Raw genomic sequence first — 4,678 nt, forward strand, 5'->3', positions numbered from 1 at the left:
GCGCCCTTCGGTGCTTCCGGGCCTCAGGCCGAGGCCGGGGGGTACAGCTGGGGCGGTAGCCGGGACGCCGCGGCGCGGTCCAGCAGCCACAGGGTGCGGCTGGTGCCGTGCGCGCCGGAGGCGGGCGCCTGGAGCTCGCCCGGGCCGGACAGGGCCACCGCCACCGCGCCCGCCTTGTCCTCGCCGGCCGCCAGCAGCCACACCTCGCGGGCGGTGCGGATGGCCGGGAGGGTGAGCGAGATCCGGTTCGGCGGCGGCTTGGGCGCGCCGCGCACGCCGACCACCGTCAGCTCGGTCTCCCGCACGCCCGGGTGCTCGGGGAAGAGCGAGGCGACATGGGTGTCCGGGCCGACGCCGAGCAGCAGCACGTCGAAGGCCGGGACGCCGGCCCGGTCGCCCGGTCCGGCCGCCTCCGCCAGTTCCTGCGCGTAGCGGGCCGCGGCGGCGTCGACGTCCGAGCCGTCGGTGCCGTCCGAGGCGGGCATCTCGTGCACCCGCGCCGGGTCGAGCGGGACGGCGTCCAGCAGCTCGGCGCGGGCCTGCACGGCGTTGCGGTCGGGGTCGGCGGAGGGCAGGAACCGCTCGTCGCCCCACCAGAGGTCCAGCCGCGCCCAGTCGACCGCGTCGCGCGCCGGGGAGGCGGCGATCGCGGCCAGCAGGGCGTTGCCGTTGCGTCCGCCGGTGAGCACCACCGAGGCGGTGCCGCGGGCGGCCTGGGCGTCCACGATCCGGGTGATCAGCCGGGCCGCGGCCGCCTGGGCCATCAGCTCCTTGTCCCGGTGGACGACCAGTTGGGGGGTGGCCGCGGTCATGCGTCCGCCTTCTTGGCGCCGCGCTTGGCGGCGGCCTTCTTGGCGGCGGGAGCCGGCTCGGCGACCTGCTCGGCGCCCTGCCCGCCGTCCTCGGTGGCCGGCTCGGTGACCGCCTCGGTGGCCGCCTGCCCGCCGTCGTCCGGCTCCTTGAGCCGGTCCACCGGCGTGCGCACGGCGGCCGCGTAGATGTCGTCCGGGTCGAGCCGGCGCAGCTCCTCGGCGATCAGCTCCGAGGTCTCGCGCCGCTTGAGCGCCACCTGGCGGTCCGGCGAGCCGGGCATGGACAGCGTGCCCATCAGGCCGTCCGGGCGGTCCAGGGTGATGTCCCCGTCCTTGGTGCGCAGGTGCACCGCGGTGATGCCCGGGCCGTTGGTGACGACCCGCTCGACCGGCACGTGCAGCCGGGTGTGCAGCCACAGGCCGAGCAGCTCGACGCTGGGGTTGTACGACTCGCCCTCGACCACCGCGGAGGTGATCGTCGACGGCCGCTGGTCCAGCGCGGCGGCCAGCATCGAGCGCCAGCCGGTGACCCGGGTCCAGGCCAGGTCGGTGTCGCCAGGGGTGTAGCTCTGGGCCCGCTGGGCGAGCTGGCCGACCGGGGACTCGGCGGTGACCGCGTCGGTGATCCGGCGCTGGGCGAGCGCGCCCAGCGGGTCCTGCGCCGGGTGCAGCGGCGCGTTGTCCGGCCACCAGACCACCACCGGGGCGTCCGGCAGCAGCAGCGGCAGGACGACCGACTGGGCGTGCGCGGCGAGTTCGCCGTGCATCCGCAGGACGACCGTCTCGCCGGAGCCGGCGTCGGAGCCGACCAGGACCTCCGCGTCCAGGCGGGTCTCGGCGCGGGCCCGGGGCGAGCGCCCGGCGCGCTTGATGACCGCCAGGGTGCGCGAGGGGTGCTCGCGGGAGGCGTCGTTGGCCGCCTTGAGGGCGTCGTAGGCGCTGCCCTCGTCGGTCACGATCACCAGGGTGAGCACCATGCCGGCGGCGGTGGCGCCACTGCCCCTGCGGGCCTCCATGAGCGCCGCGTTGATCTTGCTGGACGTGGTGTTCGTGAGGTCGATCTTCATGGCCGGCGCCAGCTCCTGCCGTCTCGTGCGAGCATCTCGTCAGCCTCGGCCGGGCCCCAGGTGCCGGCCGGGTACTCGGCGGGCTTGCCGTGGGTGTCCCAGTACTTCTCGATCGGGTCGAGGATCTGCCAGGAGAGCTCGACCTCCTGGTGACGGGGGAAGAGGTTGGCGTCGCCGAGCAGCACGTCGAGGATGAGCCGCTCGTACGCCTCCGGGGAGGACTCGGTGAAGGACTCGCCGTAGGCGAAGTCCATCGTGACGTCCCGGACCTCGAAGGAGGTGCCCGGCACCTTGGAGCCGAACCGCACGGTGACGCCCTCGTCCGGCTGCACCCGGATGACCAGGGCGTTCTGCCCCAGCTCCTCGGTGGCGTAGGAGTCGAACGGCAGGTACGGGGCGCGCTGGAAGACCACCGCGATCTCGGTGACCCGGCGGCCCAGCCGCTTGCCGGTGCGCAGGTAGAACGGCACACCCGCCCAGCGGCGGTTGTTGATCTCCAGCTTGATGGCCGCGTAGGTGTCGGTCTTGGAGTCCGGGTTGATGCCGTCCTCGTCGAGGTAGCCGCCGACCTCCTCGCCGCCCTGCCAGCCGGCCGTGTACTGGCCGCGCACGGTGTGCCGGCCGAGGTCGGCCGGGAGCTTGACGGCGCTGAGCACCTTGAGCTTCTCGGCCACCAGCGCCTTCGGGTGGAAGGACGCCGGCTCCTCGATGGCGGTGAGCGCCATCAGCTGGAGCAGGTGGTTCTGGATGACGTCACGGGCCGAGCCGATGCCGTCGTAGTAGCCGGCCCGGCCGCCGATGCCGATGTCCTCGGCCATGGTGATCTGCACGTGGTCGACGTACGACCGGTTCCAGATCGGCTCGAACATCTGGTTGGCGAAGCGGAGCGCCAGGATGTTCTGGACGGTCTCCTTGCCCAGGTAGTGGTCGATCCGGAAGACCTCGTCCCGGGGGAAGACCTCGTGGACGATCCGGTTCAGCTCCTGGGCGGACTCCAGGTCGTGGCCGAACGGCTTCTCGATGACGGCGCGCCGCCAGGAGCCGGTGGGCGGGTCGGCCAGCCCGTGCTTCTTGAGCTGCTGGACGACGGTGGGGAAGAACTTCGGCGGGACGGACAGGTAGAAGGCGAAGTTGCCGCCGGTGCCCTGCGCCTTGTCCAGCTCCTGGATGGTCTCGCGGAGCTTGTCGAAGGCGTCGTCGTCGTCGAAGGTCCCGTGGACGAAGCGCATGCCCTTGGCGAGCTGCTGCCACACCTCCTCGCGGAAGGGGGTGCGGGCGTGCTCCTTGACCGCGTCGTGGACCTCCTGGGCGAAGTCCTCGTCCTTCCACTCGCGGCGGGCGAAGCCGACGAGCGAGAAGCCCGGCGGCAGCAGGCCGCGGTTGGCCAGGTCGTAGATGGCCGGCATCAGCTTCTTGCGGGACAGGTCACCGGTGACCCCGAAGATGACCAGGCCGGACGGCCCCGCGATGCGCGGGAGCCGCCGGTCGGAGGGGTCGCGAAGCGGGTTGACGGGGCCCGACGGGAGGTTGTCCGCGTCCGACTCCGGTGCCAACTCGGGGAAATCAGTGCTCACTTGATGGGCTCCGCTTTCGTGCGCTGTGAGCAGGGGGTCACTTCTCGTCGGCGAACGACGCGAGCGAGGCGGTGACGGTGTCGAGCAGCTCCTTCCAGGACTGCTCGAACTTCTCCACGCCCTCGTCCTCCAGCACCTGGACCACGTCGTCGTAGTCCACGCCGGCGGCGGCGATGGCGTCCATCACGGCCTTGGCGTCGGCGTAGTTCGGGACGATGGTGCCGCCGGTGACCACGCCGTGGTCGTCGGTGGCGTCCAGGGTGGCCTCGGGCATGGTGTTGACGGTGCCGGGCGCGACCAGCTCGGTGACGTACAGGGTGTCCGGCAGGGCCGGGTCCTTGACGCCGGTGGACGCCCAGAGCGGGCGCTGCGGCTTGGCGCCGGCGGCCTCCAGGGCCTTCCAGCGGGCGCTGCCGGCGGTCTTGCCGTCGACGGTGCCGAAGACCTCCTCGTAGGCCTGGTAGGCGAGGCGGGCGTTGGCCAGGGCCGCCTTGGAGCGGAGGTCCTTGGCGTCGCCGCCGATCTTCTCCAGGCGCTTGTCGATCTCGGTGTCGACGCGGGAGACGAAGAAGGAGGCGACCGACTCGATCTGGGAGAGGTCCAGGCCCTTGGCCTTGGCGGCCTCCAGACCGGTCAGGTAGGCCTCCATGACCGCCTTGTAGCGCTCCAGCGAGAAGATCAGCGTGACGTTGACGCTGATGCCCTTGCCGATGACCTCGGCGATCGCGGGCAGGCCGGCCTTGGTGGCGGGGATCTTGATGAACACGTTCGGGCGGTCGACGAGCCACCACAGCTGCTTGGCCTCGGCCACCGTGGCGGCGGTCTCGTGGGCCAGTCGCGGGTCGACCTCGATGGAGACCCGGCCGTCGCGGCCGTTGGACGCGTCGTAGACCGGGCGCAGCACGTCGGCGGCGTCCCGCACGTCCGAGGTGGTGATCATGCGGACGGCCTCGTCGGTGGTGACCTTGCGGACGGCGAGGTCGCGCAGCTGGCCGTCGTAGGAGCTGTCGCCGCCGCCGATGGCCTTCTGGAAGATGGTCGGGTTGGTGGTCACGCCCACCACGTGCTTGTGCTGCACCAGCTCGGCGAGGTTCCCGGTGTTCAGCCGCTTGCGGCTGAGGTCGTCCAGCCAGATCGCCACGCCTTCGTCGCTGAGGCGCTTCAGTGCGTCAGTCATGGTGCTTCCGTCCCTTTACTTCTTCGTGCTGTGGGGTGGTGTGGGGGG

Annotated in this window: 4 protein-coding genes; all 4 read right to left on the reverse strand. The window is 72.1% G+C overall.

The window, feature by feature from the left end; all coding sequences use genetic code 11:
* Nucleotides 1-23 precede the first annotated feature (23 nt).
* Genes pgl through tal form a run of 4 tightly spaced genes read right to left on the reverse strand, consistent with a single transcriptional unit; the run spans nucleotide 24 to nucleotide 4,630 of the window.
* The gene (pgl, locus tag ACFU74_RS36165; RefSeq protein ID WP_380764374.1) at nucleotides 24-812 is read right to left on the reverse strand and encodes a 6-phosphogluconolactonase; all 789 of its coding nucleotides are present in this window, start codon (nucleotides 810-812) and stop codon (nucleotides 24-26) included.
* Complete coding sequence (opcA, locus tag ACFU74_RS36170) at nucleotides 809-1,879, reverse strand: glucose-6-phosphate dehydrogenase assembly protein OpcA (protein ID WP_380764375.1); 1,071 nt, start codon at nucleotides 1,877-1,879, stop codon at nucleotides 809-811. Before opcA ends, pgl begins: the two co-directional genes overlap by 4 nt.
* The gene (gene zwf / locus ACFU74_RS36175) at nucleotides 1,876-3,432 is read right to left on the reverse strand and encodes a glucose-6-phosphate dehydrogenase (protein WP_380764377.1); all 1,557 of its coding nucleotides are present in this window, start codon (nucleotides 3,430-3,432) and stop codon (nucleotides 1,876-1,878) included. The genes opcA and zwf overlap by 4 nt, the downstream gene beginning before the upstream one ends.
* A 58-nt stretch (nucleotides 3,433-3,490) precedes the next feature.
* Nucleotides 3,491-4,630 carry a transaldolase gene (gene tal, locus ACFU74_RS36180; protein ID WP_380764376.1) on the reverse strand — a complete coding sequence of 380 codons (1,140 nt, stop codon included), beginning with the start codon at nucleotides 4,628-4,630 and terminating at the stop codon, nucleotides 3,491-3,493.
* Nucleotides 4,631-4,678: the final 48 nt, after the last annotated feature.

This window comes from Kitasatospora sp. NPDC057500, assembly GCF_042802195.1.
Classification (GTDB): Bacteria; Actinomycetota; Actinomycetes; order Streptomycetales; family Streptomycetaceae; genus Kitasatospora.

Coding starts and splice junctions, on each gene's coding strand:
- pgl (WP_380764374.1), bottom strand. CDS start 812: ATGACCGCGGCCACCCCCCAACTGGTCGTCCACCGGGACAAGGAGCTG.
- opcA (WP_380764375.1), bottom strand. CDS start 1,879: ATGAAGATCGACCTCACGAACACCACGTCCAGCAAGATCAACGCGGCG.
- tal (WP_380764376.1), bottom strand. CDS start 4,630: ATGACTGACGCACTGAAGCGCCTCAGCGACGAAGGCGTGGCGATCTGG.